This is a genomic window from Streptomyces sp. PA03-6a, from assembly GCF_033792765.1.
GTDB lineage: Bacteria > Actinomycetota > Actinomycetes > Streptomycetales > Streptomycetaceae > Actinacidiphila.
This window is the reverse complement of sequence record NZ_JARAVK010000193.1, coordinates 1-17,735: the sequence shown is the minus strand read 5'-3', so window position 1 is coordinate 17,735 and position 17,735 is coordinate 1. Positions and strand designations below refer to the sequence as shown.

The 17,735-nt window shown below is 69.2% G+C and carries 20 protein-coding genes and 2 pseudogenes; 16 read left to right on the top strand and 6 right to left on the bottom strand.

Going from position 1 to position 17,735, the window contains the following annotated elements:
• A partial coding sequence (locus PV350_RS33945) for a hypothetical protein (RefSeq protein WP_500337456.1) occupies positions 1-351 on the bottom strand: 351 nt, incomplete at its 3' end.
• Positions 352-1,413: 1,062 nt separating this feature from the next.
• Between PV350_RS33945 and PV350_RS33940 the strand changes: the two genes are divergently transcribed.
• The 10 genes and pseudogenes from PV350_RS33940 to PV350_RS33895 all read left to right on the top strand — a co-directional run bounded on the left by PV350_RS33940 (position 1,414) and on the right by PV350_RS33895 (position 6,710).
• Entirely contained in the window at positions 1,414-2,193 is a 780-nt protein-coding gene (locus PV350_RS33940; protein ID WP_500337455.1) for a hypothetical protein, read from the top strand.
• 419 nt (positions 2,194-2,612) lie between these two features.
• Complete coding sequence (locus PV350_RS33935; RefSeq protein WP_500337454.1) at positions 2,613-2,915, top strand: hypothetical protein; 303 nt, start codon at positions 2,613-2,615, stop codon at positions 2,913-2,915.
• Between the two features lie 408 nt (positions 2,916-3,323).
• A complete protein-coding gene (locus PV350_RS33930; RefSeq protein WP_500337453.1) occupies positions 3,324-3,698 on the top strand; it encodes an RNA polymerase sigma factor in 375 nt (124 codons plus the stop codon).
• Positions 3,699-3,742: 44 nt separating this feature from the next.
• Positions 3,743-3,952, top strand: coding sequence for a hypothetical protein (locus PV350_RS33925; RefSeq protein WP_500337452.1), 210 nt, complete (start codon positions 3,743-3,745; stop codon positions 3,950-3,952).
• A gap of 115 nt (positions 3,953-4,067) precedes the next feature.
• Positions 4,068-4,337 carry a hypothetical protein gene (locus PV350_RS33920; RefSeq protein WP_500337451.1) on the top strand — a complete coding sequence of 90 codons (270 nt, stop codon included), beginning with the start codon at positions 4,068-4,070 and terminating at the stop codon, positions 4,335-4,337.
• 125 nt (positions 4,338-4,462) lie between these two features.
• Positions 4,463-5,191 carry a hypothetical protein gene (locus PV350_RS33915; RefSeq protein ID WP_500337450.1) on the top strand — a complete coding sequence of 243 codons (729 nt, stop codon included), beginning with the start codon at positions 4,463-4,465 and terminating at the stop codon, positions 5,189-5,191.
• Complete coding sequence (locus PV350_RS33910) at positions 5,191-5,436, top strand: hypothetical protein (RefSeq protein ID WP_500337449.1); 246 nt, start codon at positions 5,191-5,193, stop codon at positions 5,434-5,436. The genes PV350_RS33915 and PV350_RS33910 overlap by 1 nt, the downstream gene beginning before the upstream one ends.
• A 166-nt stretch (positions 5,437-5,602) precedes the next feature.
• Complete coding sequence (locus PV350_RS33905) at positions 5,603-5,881, top strand: hypothetical protein (RefSeq protein WP_500337448.1); 279 nt, start codon at positions 5,603-5,605, stop codon at positions 5,879-5,881.
• A 124-nt stretch (positions 5,882-6,005) separates the two neighbouring features.
• A pseudogene (locus PV350_RS33900) lies at positions 6,006-6,329 on the top strand (helix-turn-helix domain-containing protein); the annotation flags it as partial.
• 183 nt (positions 6,330-6,512) lie between these two features.
• Entirely contained in the window at positions 6,513-6,710 is a 198-nt protein-coding gene (locus tag PV350_RS33895; protein ID WP_500337459.1) for a hypothetical protein, read from the top strand.
• A 522-nt stretch (positions 6,711-7,232) separates the two neighbouring features.
• Here PV350_RS33895 and PV350_RS33890 read toward each other — a convergent pair.
• Positions 7,233-7,529, bottom strand: coding sequence for a hypothetical protein (locus tag PV350_RS33890; protein ID WP_500337447.1), 297 nt, complete (start codon positions 7,527-7,529; stop codon positions 7,233-7,235).
• A gap of 708 nt (positions 7,530-8,237) precedes the next feature.
• Between PV350_RS33890 and PV350_RS33885 the strand changes: the two genes are divergently transcribed.
• Entirely contained in the window at positions 8,238-8,420 is a 183-nt protein-coding gene (locus PV350_RS33885) for a hypothetical protein (RefSeq protein ID WP_500337446.1), read from the top strand.
• Between the two features lie 488 nt (positions 8,421-8,908).
• On the opposite strand, the gene PV350_RS33880 is transcribed toward PV350_RS33885, so the two are convergent.
• Positions 8,909-9,679: a DUF5710 domain-containing protein gene (locus PV350_RS33880; RefSeq protein ID WP_500337445.1), complete on the bottom strand. Its 771-nt coding sequence runs from the start codon at positions 9,677-9,679 to the stop codon at positions 8,909-8,911.
• A 102-nt stretch (positions 9,680-9,781) separates the two neighbouring features.
• On the opposite strand from PV350_RS33880, the gene PV350_RS33875 reads away from it, so the two are divergent.
• A complete protein-coding gene (locus PV350_RS33875; RefSeq protein WP_500337444.1) occupies positions 9,782-10,039 on the top strand; it encodes a hypothetical protein in 258 nt (85 codons plus the stop codon).
• A gap of 418 nt (positions 10,040-10,457) precedes the next feature.
• Here the strand turns inward: PV350_RS33875 and PV350_RS33870 are convergent, their stop codons facing one another.
• The gene (locus tag PV350_RS33870; RefSeq protein WP_500337443.1) at positions 10,458-10,751 is read right to left on the bottom strand and encodes a hypothetical protein; all 294 of its coding nucleotides are present in this window, start codon (positions 10,749-10,751) and stop codon (positions 10,458-10,460) included.
• Positions 10,752-12,145: 1,394 nt separating this feature from the next.
• Between PV350_RS33870 and PV350_RS33865 the strand changes: the two genes are divergently transcribed.
• Positions 12,146-13,318 (top strand): WXG100-like domain-containing protein, encoded by a 1,173-nt coding sequence (locus tag PV350_RS33865; protein ID WP_500337442.1) that lies wholly within the window; start codon positions 12,146-12,148, stop codon positions 13,316-13,318.
• 96 nt (positions 13,319-13,414) lie between these two features.
• On the opposite strand, the gene PV350_RS33860 is transcribed toward PV350_RS33865, so the two are convergent.
• A complete protein-coding gene (locus PV350_RS33860; protein WP_500337441.1) occupies positions 13,415-13,618 on the bottom strand; it encodes a helicase associated domain-containing protein in 204 nt (67 codons plus the stop codon).
• A gap of 287 nt (positions 13,619-13,905) precedes the next feature.
• Between PV350_RS33860 and PV350_RS33855 the strand changes: the two genes are divergently transcribed.
• Both PV350_RS33855 and dnaB read left to right on the top strand, forming a co-directional pair.
• Positions 13,906-14,871 (top strand): hypothetical protein, encoded by a 966-nt coding sequence (locus PV350_RS33855; protein WP_500337440.1) that lies wholly within the window; start codon positions 13,906-13,908, stop codon positions 14,869-14,871.
• Between the two features lie 5 nt (positions 14,872-14,876).
• Positions 14,877-16,178 (top strand): annotated as a pseudogene (gene dnaB, locus PV350_RS33850) (replicative DNA helicase).
• Positions 16,179-16,193: 15 nt separating this feature from the next.
• On the opposite strand, the gene PV350_RS33845 reads toward dnaB, so the two are convergent.
• A protein-coding gene (locus PV350_RS33845; protein ID WP_500337458.1) for an IS5 family transposase occupies positions 16,194-17,125 on the bottom strand; the annotation gives its coding sequence in 2 pieces (ribosomal slippage) (positions 16,194-16,709 and positions 16,712-17,125; 930 coding nt in all).
• A gap of 240 nt (positions 17,126-17,365) precedes the next feature.
• On the opposite strand from PV350_RS33845, the gene tpg reads away from it, so the two are divergent.
• A partial coding sequence (gene tpg, locus PV350_RS33840; RefSeq protein WP_500337457.1) for a telomere-protecting terminal protein Tpg occupies positions 17,366-17,735 on the top strand: 370 nt, incomplete at its 3' end.

Sequence of the window (17,735 nt, the reverse complement as noted above, 5' to 3'; positions counted from 1 at the left end):
CAGCTGCTTGTCGAGCGTCCCGGCGCTGACGTAGGGCAGGACGGCGTCGGGGTACACGTAGGTGGCCCCGTCGACGACCGCCCGGTGGAATCCGGTGGTGGTGCCGTTCGCACCTTGGAAGGACCGGATGCTGGTGCCGTCGGCGGCGGTGCCGATCGTCACCTTGTCGCCGGTGATGAGGGTGACGGTGTGCGTGCCGCCGTTGCCAGATGTCTGTATAGCGCTGGCGGCGGGCCCGCGACCGGCGGGGTCCGCGGATACGGCGGCCGTGGCCGGTATGACCCCGAGTGCCAGGGCGACGATCACGCCGAGCGCGATCGACCCGGGTCTGGGAATAGGAACACTGAGCATGGAGAGGCTCCGGAATGAGTGCGAGAAATGACCTGCATCGAAGAGGCGACTGCGGCTCGACGATGGGCAAGGCAGCTTTAGCTGCGCAGAGGTAAGCGCGGAATCAGCCGCGCGAGCTCACGGTCTCTACCGCTTGTGCGATGAAACCGGGTGCGCAGGTGACCATTGGTTTTCCGTGCGCTTCGGAACGCGGCTAAGCTAGTGAAGAGAAAGGCTGGCCTACGGGAACTGCTACAGCAGAATCCATCGTACGAACCGGACGCGCGAGGCCCGCCAATTCACTAAGCTGCACATATCCTGCACCGTTTCGTGGCACTTCTTTATGGAATCGCCAATGAGAAGTGCAAGAGATAGGGCGCCTTACGGCGTTGTCACACCCTACCGGTCTCCCATGGGATGCAATAGAAGTTTTGCGCCACCCCGTATTATGCGAATGCCAACTCTGGTCGCGCTTCCGAACCTGTCGGATGGTGTGAAGGCATTCGGCAGTTCTGAATAGGTGAGACACGCGAAGGGCAGCGGGTTGACCGACGCCGGGTGGGAGCGGATCCGGCTTCAGGCCATGCCCGCAGTGATGACAGCGGTCGCGCCTTCCCGCGGTTCGGTGCATTGCACGGGGGCCTCCGCGCAGACCTCCGGCCTACTGTCCGAGCCGAAGTTCCTGCGGTACCCGCCTGCTGCGGCAGGGCAGAGAAAAGCGTTTGGGGATGGCGTTCTCCGAGCACGAGCTGCTGCTGATGCAGTCGGCCGGCTGTACAGACGTGGCTCTGGACCTGGGTCCAGCTTGAAGCAGGGAATCCCCAGTCACCAGCATCGATGTCTGATGAACTATGCCCGTACCCCAGACAGCAGGAGCGCAGATGACGGCCAGACCTCTACACAGTGGCAGGCAAGAACCTCCGAAACTTTGTTACAGATTGGCTTACCGACCTGGAAAACCCCGAACCCGGTAGCCTCCTCGATCTCGCAAACAACCGGGACGACGGAGACCGAAACTTCTTCGGCGCCAAGCATGTCACTACGCCCTGGTGAGACGAGGTTTTTAGAGTCCAGGAGGACTTGATGCCGCAGATCCGCCCCGGCCGGGTTCGTACCAAGCGCAACAACGGCCGCGCGCCGCTCCGGCTCAGCAAGGTCGAACCGCAGGACGTCAACATTCGCGAGGGCGAGGTCAAGTCGATCGTCTGCCCGGACTGCAAGACCTGGCGCCGCCTGATGGGCGGCAACATGACGCTCAAGATCCGTGAACACAGCACCACCGACCAGGAGCGCTGCGCTGGCAGCCTCCAGGTGATCAAGCTGGACATGAGCGTTGAGGAGTGGGACGAGAAGCTGTTGGCGGCCGACAGCACCGCGAGGGTGCGCCGTTCGGCTCGGCAGCACTACAAGCCGCTCCCCGCCCCGCCCAAGCCCGTCGCCCGGATGGTTCCGGTGCCGGCGACCGCGGCCGGGTCGTTAACCGCGTACCGCGAGCACCTCGCCAAGTGCCGAGCCAGCAGCGTGGCCAGCCGCTGTGCAGGGACGCACCGCTGCGCTGACGGCGCTCGGCTTGCCGCGTTGTATGAGCAGCTGCAGCGCACCCAGGAGCATCGCGACCGCACCCGGCAGGCTTTCGCGCGGGAGCGGGCCCGGTTCGACCGCCGCTACACCGCCACCGCACAGAAGACCGCCGCGGCGGAGTGGGCCCGGCACCGCGAGGCCACGGCCAACGCCCGGGCGACGGCCAAGCGCTCCGGCACGCGGGTCGAAGAGGCCAACAACACCTGCCGCACGATCCCGGGCGCGGTCTCGGAGTTCCGCGGCCCCGACGTGCCGCTTCACCCCCAACGCATCACCGCCTGAACAATCCGCGCAGGCGACGAAGACCCACGGCCCCGGCCGCCCCCATCCCAGGTGGGGGCGGCCGGGGCCGTGGCTGCTCGTACAGCAGTCACGACGACAGCCCCCGGGTGCGACCGGGGGCTGTCAGGAGGTCGCGACGAGGAAGGACTCGACCTTGACACTCATGATGGCATCTCCGGCTGCTGCGGCGGGTGGTTCTCCGCTGCCGATGCGTCCGACTCCGCACCAGCGGGACGGCCGCCAGCCGCAGCCGGCACCGGCACGCCCGCACCCGTCGGGAGTGTGGAGCCACGACGACGGCATGCCGGCCAAGACCCCTGCCGGGTCGCCCAAGCCCGGCGCGGTGCGTCGGCGTCAGCTGATCGCAGCGGGGGAGGATCGGCCGCCCCGTCGCGTGCACGCTGGCGCTGCCCGCTTCGGTGCTGGCCGCGTACGACTACCGGAGCCGGGCCGAGGCGCACGCCGATGGCGTGTGCGCCCGGCTGTTCGCGATCGCCCGCCGCGCCCGGACGACGGGCGTGGTGGAGATGGCGGATCACAGCATCAACGGGGACTACGGCCACGAGCCGATCCCCACCCCGCCGCCTACGCCCCCGCCGGCGGGCAGCGTCACCCACACGTACGCGGCCGACGACGCGTGCCCGTTGTGCGGGTGGTGGCGTTGTCGTTGTGGTGAAACCGGCAGCGCGGTACCGCAGACTCTGGCTGCGTTTCATGCCTGAGATGCCCCGGCGCTGTACCGGCTGCAACGGCACCGGCGAGGGCGTGCTGGTCATCGACGGCTCCGGCCGGCAGACCCGACAGCCCTGCACTCGCTGCAACGGCTCCGGCCAGCAGTAACCCCACACCTTCCGCACCCCACCGTCAGGGCGGGGCGGCCCCACTCCCTCCTGGGCCGCCCCGCCCTCTTCTTTGCGCTTGGGCTTCTTGGTGCCTGACGACCTTCACATAGCCGCCCGGGCCCGGGCGTTGGCCGCTGCCGCGGCCCGCGCGATCGCGCACTTCGGCCCGTGTAGCCGCACCGCCCGCCACCGCCTGCACGCCACTGCTTTGGCGGCCGCCGCGGCCTACGCCGCTGGCCACCGCGTTCACGAGATCCACCGCCGCCTTTCCCGACAAGGAGAAACGTCATGACCACCGCCACTGTGAGCAGCACGGACCTGATCACCGCCGCCTACCAGGCGCACCAGCAGGCGCTGCTGCGGTTCGTCTACGACCACCTGGACGTGTCCAACCACTGCCTGGGTGAGGACATCGCCGGCGAGGTCTGGCTGCGGATCGTGGAGAACGCCGACCGCGTCGACCACCGGGTGATGGACCTGGCCTGGTTGCAGATCATCGCGCGCGGTGTCATCCGCCGCCGCACCTCCCCCCGCGCGGTTGAGGTCCGGTTTGTCGACCAGCTGCCCACCGCCGCCCCCTCAACCGAGCAGCAGGTCCTCGCGCACATCGACGCCCCGCTGGCTGCCGTACGGCAGGACACCGTCCTGCCGCTGGCCGCCTGACCGGCACGCCCGTCCCGTTCCTGTGACAGCTCGGAGGCTCCCGCATGTTCCGCACCTACGGTCCGCGTCCGGACTGGACGTCCGCTGACTTTGACTCCTACGAGGCCCTGGCCCTGGCCGGGATCCGCAACCCCGCCGCCCGCGTGAGCAGGGCGCGGGCCCGGCGTCGGCCGCACCGCCGCGCGATCCGCGCCGCCCTGACCCGCCTGCGCACCACCCGCCACGCCCTCGCGCTGCGGCACCGCAGCGCCTGAACCGTTCTGCCTGCTGCCTCCCCCGCCCGTCCCAGCCCAGGCGCGCTGGTACGGGCGGGGCGTGGGGAGCCGGACAGCCCGGACCACACCGTCAACCCACTGATGGGAGCCGTTGATGGCCGAGCGCATGACGACGGACCTGACGCCTGCGGAGCTGCTGGAACTGGCCGTGGACCGCGAGCGGTGCGCGGCCCGCTGCGAGGCCGCCGCCCTGGACGGCGACCGCGCCGCCGTAGACCCCGGCAACTCCCCGATGGTGCGGGCGCAGGCCAAGCGGGCGGCTGAGGTCGCCCGTGGCCACGCCACCGAGTACCGCGAGGAAGCCGAAGAGTTCCGGGCCGGCGAAGTCCCCGAGCGCTACTGGGGACTGCCCTACACCGGCTGAGTCCGCAGCTCCTGCCTGTTCTGCCTGCTGCCTCCCCCGCCCGTACCAGCACGACGTGGCTGGTACGGGCGGGGCCGTGGGGAGCCGGACAGCCCGGCATCGCATTTGACGTCAGGGGGATTTTGATGATCCGCATCATCGCCAGCAGCACCCACCGCGCCTACCAGGACGCGGTGACCGAGGCCGGGCGCGTGCCCGGCCTGGAAGCCGACCTTGCCGACGCCCGGCAGCGGCTGGACAGGCTCGATGCCCGGCACCGCACGGACGCAGCCTGCCTGGAACAGGACGACGCCGCGATGGTGGAACTGCGCCGGCAGCTGGTGCAGCTGCGCGCCGCGGTCGCGGACACCGCCCGGGTTCTGGCCGCTTCCGCGGCGTTCCCGAACAAGGCCGTTCACCGCACCGCGCTGTCGTTGTTGGAGAACGCCGACCTGTTCGGCCTGACCGGCACCGAGAACGGCCGCGTCCTGGTGAAGGTCCTGCGCGAGGTGACCGCGCCCCGCCCGGTCTTCCTGCTGTTCCACCGTGGCGTGCTGCTGTCCGCGCACCTCACCGAGGACGCGTCCACCGACGCCGCTACCCGGCACGGAGCGGACACCACCGACTGGCGTACCCCGCAGTCGCAGGAAGGCTCACTGCACCACGAGTGGGCGCTGGTGACGCAGTTCCTGGACTACCCGGCCCCGTGGACCACACCCCACGAGATCAGCGAGGTGTTGGTGGTGCTGCGCGAGAACGGCCTGCCGCCGCACTCCGTCCACAGCACCCACGACGCCGCCCACCGGGCCGGTGCGGGTTCGCCCCTGCCGGGCGCGGCGGTGCGCGCTGCGGTTGATGGCTGCACGCTGGGGTGATGGAGCAGGCGCGCTTTGTGGTGCATGAGCCGTCGGCGTGTGGTGGGCGGCTGGTGACGATGCGCTGTGGCCAAGCAGGGGAGAAGCGTCTGGGGACGGCGTTCTCCGATCACGACCTGCTGCTGATCCTGCGGTCGGCCGGCTGCGCGGACCCGGACCTGGACCCGGCCATGGACGACCCGTGCCGGGTGGAGTGGCGGGGCGCTGCTGCGCATCGTTGGGGGAGCGGGGGTCAGGGCGGATGACCGATCTCGGCGTCAAGGGGCCTTGACGCGTCTCGCGGGTGCGAGCGCCAGGAAAAGATGGCCGATCATCCCGTCAAGGGGACTTAACGCGTCCGATCTTGGTCGTCAAGGGGCCTTGACGTAGGGTGTCAAGGGATCTTGACGGCTGGTGTGAAGGGGCCTTGACGTGGCCGATGGTGCGCGGGAGGAACTGGACCGCACGGTGGAGCGCCTTGGCGTGTTGCTGCGTGAGGTGGGGGTGGCCGATCCGCTGGCGGCGCTGGAAGCGGTGGGCCGGCTGGAGGCACTGATCGAGGAGCAGGCGCCGGCAGCGGGGGCAGCGGCGCGGGGCCAGGGCGCGACGTGGGTGGAGATCGGAGCCGCGGTGGGTTCGACGCGGCAGGCGGCGTATCAGCGGTTCGCGCGGTATCTGCCGCGCGTGGCCGACGCGGACAACCCCCGCTGACCGGTTGCCGGCCCCGGCTCGGTGGCCGTGGCCGGACCCATAGCCTGAGGTTGTCTGTCTGGCCGGCGGTGGCCGGATGCCACGTTGACGGCGCCGGCCGGGCAGACGCTCCCCGGCCGGAGTTGTGGCCGGGGAGTTGTGGCCGGAGAGCGGTGACACTCGCGTATCGGTGGTTTTGTTCAGGGTGAACGAGTCTTCATTGTCGGGGGTATGTGAAGGTTTGTTCAGAAACGAATGTCCCGCATCGGGTAGGGGCCGGGGTGTGAGTGAGACTGCGTACGGTTTTGATCCGGGCAGGTTCCGTGCTGCGAGGGCGGCTGCCGGGGTTTCGGTGGCCCGGATCGCGCGGTCGGCGGGGGTGACCGAACGCGCGGTGAGCCTTTACCTGGCCGGGGCCCGTGTCCCGCGTCCCGTGGTGCTGCCGGGGCTGGCGGAGGCTGTCGGCACGGTGCCGGCCGAGTTGTGCACCGTCGAGGGAGGTGTTGGCGCACTTGCGGGTGTTCACCGGGCGGAGCCGGGCGGCCATGGCCACGGCGCTGGGGATGGGCGAGGAGACGTACCGGCAGCTGGAGACGACCGGCCGCAGAGGGCGGCTGGCCTCCAGCCGCTACGACGACTTCCAGGGCGGTGGGTGCTGTGGCAGGAGTGGGCAGCGCCGGTCTTTCAGGTGACGGCCGAGCGGCTGCTGGCAGCGGAGCAGCACACCTGGGAGCACTGGCAGGCCGAACGAGACAGACGCTGGCAGCGGTTGCGCGAGGTGAACCCTGACCGCGTCGCCATGGTCGAAGAGACGGGTCGACGCCTGCCTGAACAGCAGCCGGACCGCTGATCCCGGCGACGGTTCAGGGCCCCCGTGTCCCGCTGCCGCCGGAACTCACCGCCCTCGAGGAACGGGCGCCGCCGGCACGCACCGATCCGGGCGGGATCCCGCGCCCGCCGCTGCGCTACGGCCACGCCGTGTGGGCCGGGTCGGCGCCGGCCGTCTGATGGCAACGCTGCACTTCTCTTGGGCCGACGCTCTTCGCTCTGGTGGGCAAGCCTCCTGCCGGGGGCTTGCCCACGCTGCAGGCCGGCGGGCGCGCCCGCGGCGGCGGGTCGCCGCGACCGGCTCCTGGTGCTCCTGGAGGGTGGCCTGGACAGTGGCCTGGAGGGTGGCCTGGACGGTTGCATGCAGGGGTGCACCGAGGGTGGCACCGAAGGTAGCCAGGCCCGCCTTCGGCGTGGTGGTGTTGCTGCTGGTCATGGCCGGTGGGCAAGCCGGTGCGGGACGGCGACATCTCCTCCCCAGCGCGATAGCCGCAGGGGAGGGAGAGGTATCTGGTGTCGACCGCGGGGCGGGAACGGCCTCCGGTCAGGTGGTTACGCCGCTCCACGATCGCGGCACCGTGAGGCGGTGTTCGCCGTCACTGCGGGCCATGAGGCGCCAGCCGTGCGGGTCGACGTCGGCGTCCGTGGCGGCGGCACAGTTGGCCATGACCTCGAACACCGTCCCCGCCAGTTCCTGCCGGGTCAGTCCGCTGATCTGTGACAGGGCGAGGGCGGGCACGGGAACGGTGATCTGTCCGTGGGCCCATTCGTCCAGGGCCGCGTGCGCGGTGATCGGCCCGGCGCGCACGACGCGGTCCAGTGTGAAGCGGTACGCCACCACGACCAGGTCACCCCCCTTTGATCACTCCCCCGGGTGTCACCCTGCGTCGTCTGCTGGCCCACGTCAATGCCCGGCAGGGCACGAACGTCCCCGCAGACCCCGGCACCATTCCTTGCACTATCGCTTGCACCCCGGTCTCGGGCCGCGACATTGCCTGCGCCATCACCTGCGGCAACGCCTGCGTCATTACCTGCGCCATCACCTGCGGCTTTGCTGGGACTCACCGGTCTGTTGCCGCAGATCAGACCCGGTGGTGAGTGAGGCGTGTGGCTCTGACTTCCCCTGAAACCGCCCCTTGCAGGATGGAGAGGGCGGGTTCGCGGGGACCGCTTCCCCGCCGCTGGGCGGCGCGGCGGTGGATACGCCGCCCCCGAAGCTGGCGCCCGGGCCCGGAGTTGCGGCGGCGCCGGGGACGAGGGGCCGCGCTGGGCGGGGCAGTGTGGCGGCCGTGGCTGTTTTGAAGGAGGGCGCCGACGCTGGACGAACGGCGAAAGTGGCCCCACCCCCCTGCCATGTGATGGAGATCACATCGGGTGTGAATGTGCTGGTCGCAGAGGGTTGCGGGTCTTGGGGTCGGGTCTGCCAGCCTGACGCCGCCCTGTCCCGGGCCGCCTGTCCGCGACGCAAGGGCCAAGGAGTCTCCACGCTCCACGCCTGTCCAGCACACCCCTGCCCTGAGGGGTGCGCCTGATCCCGAGGGGGAACCTGTTGTCCACGCTCGCTCTGCTGGTTGTGCTGCTGCTGGGGATGGTCGGCCTGCTCACGGTCAGCTTCCTGGCTTACCTGGCCTACCGTCGTCCGGCGTTGTCCCAGCCGTTGATGGTGGCTCTGTCCGGGGCGGCGGTGCTGGTCGCCATGATCGGCGCCGTCGTCACCCTGGGGGCGCGGTGATCTCAGGCCCGGCCAGGCCGCTGCCTGCCACTGCCGGAACACCCCCCGGCCGGCACGCGGTTGCCCGCCCTGCCGGCCCGATACTGAAGGCATCGCCCCTTCCGGCGAGCTGGTGGCCGCGGCCGGATGAGGGGCCCCTCGAACCGGACGCCCCCGAAAGTGGGGAGCCCGCTTTGTGCGTTGCGGCAGGGGTTGCGGCGGGCGTTGCGGGGGACGTTGCGGCAGGGGTTGCGGCGGGCGTTGCGCACCCTCCGGCGACTGAGATGTATTCGCCCTGGTCACAGGCGGTTTTGCGGGTGCCCGCCGGTCTGACTTCTCCTGTAGAGGGGGGGTGTTGGTGTGGTGCGGCTGGTTCCTGCGCGGGGTGCGCCCGCCCCTCCGGCCGTCGTGGGGGCGGCCTGGGGGGCCGCTGCGCTGGGCTGGTGGTGGGATGGCGGCCCGCAGGGGCGGGCCGCCGGACTGGGGGCCAGGGCTGCCCTGGCCTCGGTCTACCTGCTGCGTGGTGTCCCCGTCTGGTTGTCGGGGTGGATCTGGCGGGGGAGGCCGATGGTTTCGTTGCTGGTGGTCTGTGTGCGGAGGGTCTCTTGGGCGATGTTGGCTCGGGCGTCTGCATCGGGCAACGGGTTGAGGGTGATTCCGGCGTCGGTGAGCATGGTGAGGTCCAGGGCCCAGGGGGTGCGAGAGCGTTCTTGCCAGAGGTCGAACGCTGCTTCGATGTGATGGTTTGCCTGGCCGGGTGTCATGCCGGTGACCTTGATCAGGTGGGCACGCGCCTGGGGCGCGAGTCCACGAATCTGCGCGAAGCCGAAGTGCGTGACCGTGTGGCAGTCCGTGCACAGGCAGATCAGCCGCTTCAGCGTCTGGATCCGGCGGGTGTCGTCAAAGATCCACCGCTCGTGAGTCTCCAGCCGGCGCTTCGAGGCCTGGTCCTGGCCTACGCCGCAGGCCTCGCAGCGGTTCCCGGCCCGGTGATAGATCATGCGCCGGAGACGGTCCCAGTCCTTCTGAGCGACGCAGGACCGCACGTTGGTGAACCAGCAGCTGCTGGGCACGAGATCGACGAACAGGCCGCTGCCCAGGGAGCGGTCCTCGCCCGGCAGGAGCTCGGGGATGTCCGCCCCCGGTGCCCACGGCTCCAAAGCGGTCGTGTTCGGCCGCGGGGCATACCAGCGCCGGGCAGCCCCGTCCCACCGGGCACCGGCGGCCTTGGCCTTGTCCTTCTCCGCGAATTCGGGCGAATATTCGATTGCAGACCTCAAGCCCGCCATCGTCAGGGATGTTTTGAAGCCATGCTTGGGAAGATCTGGCTCGGTCCTGGTCCGGCAGCCCGGGGTGGCAGGACGAGTGGGAGCCTTGTGGGCATGGATGAGTTGCTGCGCCGGGTGTACGGCGCCTTTGCCGACGACCCGGCGCCGCGGCGAGGGCACGTCTACCGGGAGCTGTTCGGTGGCCCGCTGGACGGCCTGCTGCTGGATGTCACGGGCTGGACCGAGACCGAACGGGCTACCGGCGCGGCGCTGCGCACCGACATGGGGCGGTACGGGCCGGGTGGGCGCGCGGTGTATACGCCGCGTTCGGATGACCCGGGCGTGTGGGACTGGCAGCACGACGCCCGCTGAGCTGTCTGCGTCAATCGGTCTGAGGGGGCACGGGGGCCCCGGCTGTGCGCTTCTTGCCGGACGTTCGCCACATGCGGGCCGGTTTCCGTCCCGAGGAAAGCGCGGGGTGGTCTGTCAGGATGGAGCGATGACGGCAGGTGAGAGTGGGGATAACCCGGGCCCGGGGAGCCTGGAGGAAGCGGTGGCTGGGGTGCGGGAGGCCGAAGCTGCGGCACTGTTGGCCCGTCGGCGCTTGAACGAGGCGATCGTCGCTGCGGTGCTGGCGGGGGAGAGCGTGCCGGGGGTTGCTGAGCGTACGGGCCGGGATGTCACCGAGGTCCGTAACCTGCTGGCCGCTGCCTTGGGGCATCGGTCCTGACCCCCAGATCGCGGTGCCCGGGCGCGAGCCCTCGTTGAGGGCTGGAGTCTTTCCGAGGTCTTAGGCCGTCGTGACCGGTGACTGCTCGGTGGTGTGCCGGCGTTGGTGGTAGGCGAGGGCGCGGGCGATGGTGCCGGGTGGGATACCGGCCGCGGCGGGGCTGGTGTTGGCGAGCCTCGGGTAGAGGCGGCGGATGTCCTGGTCGATCGGGATGCGCAGGTGGGGGCGTCGTTGGTCGCGGATGGCGGCGATGGTCTGGGGGCTGATGCCCAGGCGGTCGGCGAGGTGGGTGGCGGGCCATCCGGCCGCGGCCAGGGCGTTGAGTATCGCGGCGGCGTGTGCGGCGTCGGTCAAGCCTCGCCCCCCGTTACCGCTACCGCCGTTGCCGGTGTGCGCGTGGGGTGCCGGGGCGTGGATGCCGAGGATGGCGTCGGCGGTTGCGCGGGCAATCCGGCCAGGCCGGGCGGCGGGTGGACGGAGCAGACGCCGGATGAGGGTGACGGAGATCCCGGAAGCATCCGCAATGTCCTGCGCCGACATCCCGCGCCTGCGCAGCAGCGCGGCGTGCTCGGCAGCCTGGATGGGCTCGACACGGGCCGACAGACCAGCGGCGTGGTCACGCTCGCGCCGGTAGCGGGCACGCCGCGCGGCCTGACGGCATACGGGCCGGGTACAGCCGTAGTCAGCACACGACGCCTGACCGTGCCGCACCCGGCTGCGCAGGGGCCGGCGGGGCGCGGGAACCGCCGCAGCTGCAGCCACCGGCAAAGTCACGGAAGCGGGCATGGCCAAGGATTCTACGGCCCCGGCAGCACGTGGCCCCCAGGTCCATGCGTCCCTGGGGGCCAAGCGGGGCTGGCTTCGGGTAGTTCAACGACGCAGCCCCGCGCGCGTCACGTCTATACGGACAGCCAAAGGCTCTGTGCGGCCGTGTGCCGCCTCACGGCAGCGGCGGGGCGGGATCGTGCCGCCTCGTGTCAGCGAGGCTGCTCACGGCGGTGGACACGGGCTGGGTCGGGCTTCTCGCCTCGATGTATTTGCCAGAATCGATCTGCTGACGGTGCTTTTGCCCTGGTCTGGACCGGAGGCAACACCGTTCTGCCGTCAGATTCCTGTTAACGGGTGCTCTGCCTGCGTCAAGAGCTCATCATGGCGGATTCCCAGGGCATTCCGGCTGTGATGGTGTGTTTATGCCTGGTCCTGCCGAGGACTTGCGGCGTGTCCGGGCTCGCCTTTCCTGGTGAGTGGATGATCAGTGACGAGTAAGGGGGGAGTGTGCCCAGCACACCACCGCCGTCTGGCGAGGGCGTTTCCGTTCCGTCCCCGCCTGATGGCTACCGCAACGCGCCGGTGTCGGCACCCCAACCTCACCTGCCCATCCCTGGCATCAATGGCAGTATTCCTGGCGGTGACGTCCTCACCGTCGACTTCGTGATGTTGCAACAAGCGATTGCTGCGGCAGAGGAAGCAGCCGCGGCCGCCGACAGCATTGCGAACACTCACCAGTGCCGTTCACGCCTCCGGACCGGCCCCATGGGGAGATGACCCCGCCCTCGGGCAGACCTTCGGCAGCGTCTTCGCCGAGCCACGCGACACGCTGGTCCAAGCCCTACAAGGGATGCCGCAGGTACTCCAGACCATCGCCGACAACCTTGCCGCCATGGACAGCTCCTATCACAGGGCGGAAGAAGCTGCGATAGCCGGTGCACGTAGCCTTTACGGCCACGTGTAGCAGCTTTGAAGCGCGCATGGTAGACGCTCACCACGTTCCGCCTGAGCTGCAAAATCTCCTGCTCATCACCACAGGGCCGACCGGTGACGAGGCGGCGCTGCGCGCCGAGGCGACAGTTTGGCGGGAGACGGCTCACTCACTCAGGACACTCCTGGAGCACATCGAGACCGTCAGATGGCTGACAGCCAGGGCTCTGTCAGGCTCCGGCCAAGACGCCGTCGATGCGTTCCTGGCTCAGCTCACAGGAGGCCGGGGCGTAGGAGAAACCGACGCGATCGTACCGGCCCTCATCGAAGCTGCTGAATCCGCAGCCGACGCCCTTGAGGCAGAAGCCCTGCAGATCGAGACGTTGCGCATCCAGATCATTGGCGCATTGGTCGTGCTGTTTCTGCAGCTCATCATCGATTCGGCTCTGTGGATGTTCGGCGGAGAAGCAAAAGCCGCAGCAGACATCGCCGCCACCAGAGTGCTGTGTATGGCCTTCGTACGCCAAGCCGTGACGCACATGCTGACGCGCCTGACCGAATCCGTGGTCGCCATGGTCGGCATGGACTTGCTTGCCCAGATCATCGAAATCGGCCGGGGCCACCGGCGCTCCCCTGACGGACACGAACTGGGCGTTGCTGCCGTCAACGGCGCGGTGGGGGGAGCGGTCGGCTTCGGCATGGGACTGGTGGGCGGCGCTGCCATGAACGGCCTCAAGAACCTCACCAAGAAGCCGATCTTCACTAATCTGCCCCATCACGCTCAGTCGCTGACCAAAATCGGCACCGTCGTGACCTTCAACGCCGGCTTCGGCGCACTCACGGGCATGACGGAAGCCGCAGCTCAAGACAGCGTCTACGGCCTGTCCGGAGACTGGGTGGCCGGCGCAGCCAATGGCTCCTTCAACGCAGTGTGGGGCGCAAGACACAATGCCCAAAATCCCGCGGGCCGATTCGCCCTCTCACCGGCCGAACACGCCGAGCGATTCATCGACCACCACCTCGCACGTCTCAACAAGACCCGTGAACAGGCTCGCCCAACGAACCAGCCCACCATTGAAAATCCCTACCACAGGGATAATTTCCTGAACTTCGAGTCGGATACTGCGAGTACGTATCCTCCGAGGGGTGATTTCTTGGACTTCGAGTCGGATACTGCGAGTACCGCGAGTACGCATCCTTCGGGATTGGGCAGTAGTGACTAATGATTTGCGGTTTTTCGGTGATGGTTTGCGGCGTACAGGAGTTGGGCTTCCCACGGAAAGCCCAGCCCGCCCGGCCCTTCACCCGCGCTGCGGCGATTACCAGCGCATGCCGAGGGCGTCGAGCTCCGCGCGCCGGTCCTCGGTCAGCTTCCCGGCCCGGCGGCGGGCGTTGTCCACGAACTGACCGAGCTTGACCTCGGTCACGGTCCCGTCAGGCTCGATGAGTTGCTCCACGTGCTTACGCGGCACCTGCAGGGCGCCCTCGCGGGCGTGGAACTGCCGGGCCGCCCGAAGATTCACCGCCCACTTGTCCGCCTGCGTACGGGGCGCTGGCGGCCTCTCGCTGGGTTCTGCCGGGCCGAGGGGCTCGCGGTCGCTTTCGTCGGGTGATCCGTCGCATGGTCGACGGATGCGCTCCCTCGCCCCCTCGGCCGGCGGCGTCACACGACGGCGGTCGCCGGCACCTCCGCAGGCATGTACCTGTTCGCTGCCCGGCCCTGCCCGGCTGCTGTTTCGTCTCTTGCCCTGGATCTTTGCGGTGTGGCCGTGCGGGGTTCGGTGTCCGGTCTGTACGCGGGGGTGGCCTGGTGATCCAGCACATGAACATGGTGTTCCAGGCTGACGGGCTGAACGTGGGCGAGGGCGCGTTCTTGATGGCGTGCTGCAACCACACCGACGACCGGGGCTACGTCATCGCCAAGCTGCAGCAGCTCGCGGACGAGGCCCACATGTCGCTCAGCACCGCCAGGGAGAACAAGCGGCGGCTGATCGAGCGCGGGCTGCTGGCCCGGGGTGAGCGGTTCAGCCCGAAGAACAACGCTCAGCTCGCGGACTTGGGCCGGGTGAACCTGCAGATGCTGGCCAGCATGAAGCAGGCGCGGACCGACTATGGGCCAACGCTGGTGGAGGAGCTGACGTTCAGCGCTCCGCAGCAGAAGCCGGCTGCCCCCGATCCGGCTCTGGACGACGCCCGTTTGCCGGATATGCCCAGCTCATACCCCCCGCCGGAATCCGGCGGGGGGGCACCGGAATCCGGCGGGGCAGGGGCACCGGAATCCGGCCCCCTTCTCCTTCCTTCTTCTTCTCCCTCTCTTCTCTCCTTGGTCCCGGACGACGCTGAGGCCTCAGTGAGCACCCCGACGGACGGAGAAGAGAGAGAAGCGGCTGCGCCGGAAAACCCGGTCGTGGTGCCTGCCCCGCGTCCCGCTGCTGCTGATGCTGAGGCGGATGAAGTTGTCGCCGCCTACACCGAAGCGCTCCGCCGGCCGATGACGGGGCGTGCGCAGCAGGCGCTGCGGTCGGCTGCGGTGGAGCTGCTGGCTCAGGGCTTCCCGGTGTGGTGGCTGCGCGACCGGGCCAAGGAGATGGCGCCGCGCGGGTGGACGGACCTGGTCAAGCACGCGGAGCGGTCCACGGTTCCGGCAGACCGGCCGTCCCAGGCTGTCGAGTGGTGCGGGGCGTGTGACAAGCACCTCCGGAAGCGGTTCGATCAGTCCTTCGAGTACGTCGACTGCCCCGATTGCAGCCCGCTGGCCGTGGCAGGTGCCCGGTGACCGACCTGCAGATCCCCGGTCAGCGCGAGGCCGCACCGTACGTGCCACCGCACAACCTGGACGCCGAGATGGCCGTGCTGGGCGCCATGCTGCTGTCGAAGGAGGCGATCGCTGACGTCCTGGACGTCCGGCTGTCCGGCGGGCACTTCTACCGGCCCGCACACGCCACGGTGTTCGCCACGTACCTGCGGGGCGATGCGGCCGACCCGATCACCGTCGCGGGAGAGCTCACCAAGACCGGCCAGATCTCCCGGGCCGGCGGCGCGCCGTACCTGCACGCCCTGGTGCAGGCCACCCCGACGGTTGCCAACGCGGAGTACTACGCGCAGATCGTGCGGGAACACGCCGCGCTGCGGGACCTGATCACCACCAATCTGACCGCGGCGAACCGGGCGAGGCGTGGTGAGGGCACGGCCAGCGAGATCATCGCCACCCAGCAGCAGGCCCTGCAGGCCGTCCACGAGGGCAGCGACGATGACGGCCTGGACCTGCTCGGCCCGGCGCTGGACCTGTTCCACGACGACTACGACCGCCGCGCGGCCAGCGGCGGCGCGCTCAGCGGCGTCTCCACCGGCTTTATCGATCTCGACTCGCTGACCAACGGACTGCAGCCCGGGCAGCTGATCGTCGTGGCCGGCCGCCCGGCGATGGGCAAATCCACCCTGGCCATGGACTTCGTCCGCGCCTGCTCGCTACGCGACCGCCAGTCCTCGGTGTTCTTCAGCCTGGAGATGGGGCGCCTGGAGGTCACCCAGCGGCTGCTGTCCGCGCAGGCCAAGGTGCCGCTGCATCACATCAGGAATGCGACGTTGCCCGATGAGCTGCGCCAGAAGATCAACCTATGCTCCGCCGACCTGGTCGATGCCCCGCTGTGGATCGACGACTCGGCCGGCCTGAACCTGCTGACCATCACCGCCAAGGCCCGCAAGCTCCGGGAGAAGGGCGACCTGAAGCTGGCCGTGGCCGACTACCTGCAGCTGGTGCAGTCCGGCGCCGCCCGCCGGCCCGAGAGCCGCCAGCAGGAGGTTTCCGAGATCTCCCGCAGCCTCAAGCTGCTGGCCAAGGAGCTGGAGATCCCGATCGTGGCGCTGTCCCAGCTCAACCGCGGACCCGAGCAACGCGCCGACAAGACCCCGGCCGTCTCGGACCTGCGCGAGTCCGGTTCCATCGAGCAGGACGCGGACATCGTGATCCTGCTCCACCGCGAGGACGCCTAAGAGAAGCAATCCGCCCGCGCCGGCGAGGCCGACCTGATCGTGGCCAAGCACCGCAATGGGCCCACCGCGACCATCACCACTGCCTTCTAGGAGTTGTCCGGGCGATCATGTGCGGAGCCAGATGGCGAGTGCTGCTGCGGTGGCGGTGCCGAGGTAGACGTAGCCGCGCTTGTCGTATCTGGTGGCCACGGCCCGGTGCTGCTTGAGTCGGTTGATGGCTCGTTCGATGGTGTTGCGTTTCTTGTAGCGCTCTTCGTCGAAGGCGGGTGGCCGTCCGCCGCGTGAGCCTTTGCGCAGGCGGGCGGCCTGGGTGTCAGCCTTCTCCGGGATGGTGTGCCGGATTCCCCGGCGGCGCAGGTACTTGCGGATGGGTCCGTTGCTGTAGGCCTTGTCCGCGGCAAGGCTGTCGGGTTTCTTGCGGGGCCTGCCCGGGCCGAGCTTGGGAATGCGGATCTTGTCCAGCACCTTCGTGAACTGGGTGCAGTCCGCCCGCTGGCCTGGTGTGACGATGAGGGACAGCGGGCGGCATCGGCCGTCGGCGCTCAGGTGGAGTTTGCTGGTGAACCCGCCCCGCGAGCGGCCCAGGCCCTCACTTCCTGCACCACCTCCACCAGGCGGGCGTGCAGACTCTGCCACGCTGTTTCGCCCTGGTGTTCTGCCTGCTCGGCCCCCTTTGATGCCGGGATCGGCGGCGGATCGGTGCGGGCGCCGGCGGCGTGCTGATGAGCGCGAACGATGGTGGAGTCCACCGAGATGTCCCAGTCGATCTCACCCGCGTCATCCGCGGCGGCCTGGACCTGCTGCAGCAGACGTTCCCACGTCCCGTCCGCCGACCACAGCCGGTGCCGTTCATAGACCGTCTTCCACGGCCCGAACCGTTCCGGCAGGTCACGCCACTGCACACCAGTCCGCACCCGGTGCAGAATCCCGTCGATGACCTGCCGGTGATCCCGCCACCGGCCACAACGCCGGTTACTGACCGGCAGGAACGGCCGCAGCCGTTCCCACTCTGCGTCTGTCAGATCACCCCGCCCCATGTCCACATCAACGACCTGGACGGCGAGTAGTCACATGATCGGGCGGACAAGTCCTAAGGCCACTACAGCCGGTTCGTGGACATGGCTGACGGCTTCTAGCCCCCCAGAACGGCCCACACGGGCCGCTGACGGCCGATCATCACCCGGATGGCACATCCCGGTCATCCAGGGTCATGATCGGCCGTCAGCGGCCCGCACAGACGATCAAGCACCACAACGTGGAAGGAGTCACCGGTGGGAATGCTCGGGGACAGCCTCGACAAGGCCGTGCAGGGCGCGTTCACCCGCGCGATCCCGAAGTCGGCCCCGGCGCAGATGCGTTACCTGGTCAAGCAGCTCAAGGGCACCAAAGCGGTTGCGCAGTTGCTCGGGATCTCGCAGCGGACTGTGGAGCGCTACGTCAAAGACCAGATCAAGCGACCCCGCGCCGACCTTGCCACCCGGATAGAGCGCGAGGTGCGCCAGCGCTGGCAACCGCAGGTCCGCGCCCGCGCCAAGCAGGCCGCGGCCACCACCGGCGGCATCGTCATCGACACCCGCGCCCGCTTCGGCTTCACCGCCGCCCCCGGCAGCACCGACGACGCCCGCATCCGCCTGATCACCCAAGCCC

What these genes read in the sequence shown, in the direction of transcription:
- PV350_RS33940 (WP_500337455.1), top strand. Translation starts at nt 1,414, where the DNA reads ATGCCGCAGATCCGCCCCGGCCGGGTTCGTACCAAGCGCAACAACGGC.
- PV350_RS33930 (WP_500337453.1), top strand. Translation starts at nt 3,324, where the DNA reads ATGACCACCGCCACTGTGAGCAGCACGGACCTGATCACCGCCGCCTAC.
- PV350_RS33925 (WP_500337452.1), top strand. Translation starts at nt 3,743, where the DNA reads ATGTTCCGCACCTACGGTCCGCGTCCGGACTGGACGTCCGCTGACTTT.
- PV350_RS33920 (WP_500337451.1), top strand. Translation starts at nt 4,068, where the DNA reads ATGGCCGAGCGCATGACGACGGACCTGACGCCTGCGGAGCTGCTGGAA.
- PV350_RS33915 (WP_500337450.1), top strand. Translation starts at nt 4,463, where the DNA reads ATGATCCGCATCATCGCCAGCAGCACCCACCGCGCCTACCAGGACGCG.
- PV350_RS33910 (WP_500337449.1), top strand. Translation starts at nt 5,191, where the DNA reads ATGGAGCAGGCGCGCTTTGTGGTGCATGAGCCGTCGGCGTGTGGTGGG.
- PV350_RS33875 (WP_500337444.1), top strand. Translation starts at nt 9,782, where the DNA reads ATGGATGAGTTGCTGCGCCGGGTGTACGGCGCCTTTGCCGACGACCCG.
- PV350_RS33865 (WP_500337442.1), top strand. Translation starts at nt 12,146, where the DNA reads ATGGTAGACGCTCACCACGTTCCGCCTGAGCTGCAAAATCTCCTGCTC.